Source organism: Nostoc sp. MG11 (genome assembly GCF_014904695.1).
GTDB lineage: Bacteria > Cyanobacteriota > Cyanobacteriia > Cyanobacteriales > Nostocaceae > Komarekiella.
Genome location: NZ_JACXXN010000175.1, coordinates 1 through 1,299 on the forward strand (window position 1 = coordinate 1; position 1,299 = coordinate 1,299).

A 1,299-nucleotide genomic window follows, 5' to 3' on the forward strand; every position below is an offset into this window, starting at 1 on the left:
TGGCTTAAGGTTTTTTACCTTTTCGTACGTCATAGATGTCAAGAATGCTCTAACCTACTTGTCCCACCCTCATGGGACTTTTGCAAGAGGTCTAATAAAGCGTTTAGCTAGGAAGACAATCTGTTTTTCTAAATCTATTCTTATGCACGATATAGTAATTGGATTGTATATCAACAGATATGAATTTGGAGTAGAAGTTTGAGAGGTAAATCAACACGTCTGTAACACTACCAAGTTTTTGCAATACAACCAAATTACAAGATATTGAGAAACAAATAATTACAAGTATATTTTTAGACTACACACTGATTTAACCTCTACCTTCAGAAGTATTTGAGAATTCCATGAAACCCCCTATGTTGTTTATAACAACCTAGTACGTAACGGCGGAAATAAAATTACCATTCAAAACAGTACAAAAGCCCAGAATACAATTCTTTTGGCTTTTGACTTCCGCGTAGCGGTACTAGTTGCTTAGGCTTCAGCGACCGTTAACTTACGACTGAAGTTGATGGACATTACTCTTAATAAGCCAGATGATTTGATGCTTGTGTTTTCAGTCTCAGTTAGTTTTAGATGATACCCAAAAAGTCTTCAATTACTGATGGTCTTTCAGATAATTCTTTGCAGTTAAGAGGAAAAACATATGGTTATTGTTGGTACACCTGATGATAATTTTCTTGCAGGCACACCCCAGAGTGATCGAATTTTGGCACTAGCTGGCGACGATATTGTTATATCCTTGGGCGGTGACGACCAAATTTTTGGTGACGCTGGGGCTGACCTCATCGTTGCCGGAGATGGAATCGATCTCATTGAGAGCGGGAGTGGTAACGACCAAATTTTTGGTGATGCTGGGAATGACGTTATTAATAGCGGCGATGGTGTTGATGTTATAAAGGGGGGTGACGGCAATGACCGCATTATAAGTGGCAATGGGGGAGACCGAATCTTCGGGAATGTAGGGGATGACTTTATTAATGGTAATGCCGGAGATGACAATATCAATGGCGGGGATGGCGCAGACATAATTTCTGGTGATGCTGGGAATGATCGAGTCTTTGGGGGTTCTGGAGACGACAATATATTTGGTAACGTTGGTAACGACGCACTCAACGGTGATGCAGGAGATGATCTTGTTGAGGGCGGGGCTGGCAGCGATACAGTCTTTGGTGGGACGGGAATTGGAGATGACACTCTTAATGGTTGTGTTGCAAAAAAGGTTTGAAGTGATAAAATTCTCTAGAACTAAGATTATTTATGCAACAACTCCGAAGATGTCTGCAATAAAATTAACTT

2 protein-coding genes are annotated in these 1,299 nt (G+C 40.5%); both read left to right on the forward strand.

The genetic code is table 11. The features are described 5' to 3' along the window. Positions 1-58: 58 nt before the first annotated feature. A complete protein-coding gene (locus HCR01_RS37910; protein WP_413774023.1) occupies positions 59-202 on the forward strand; it encodes an IS1 family transposase in 144 nt (47 codons plus the stop codon). A 444-nt stretch (positions 203-646) separates the two neighbouring features. Then, a complete protein-coding gene (locus tag HCR01_RS37915) occupies positions 647-1,228 on the forward strand; it encodes a calcium-binding protein (protein ID WP_193201013.1) in 582 nt (193 codons plus the stop codon). The last annotated feature ends 71 nt before the right edge of the window (positions 1,229-1,299 follow it).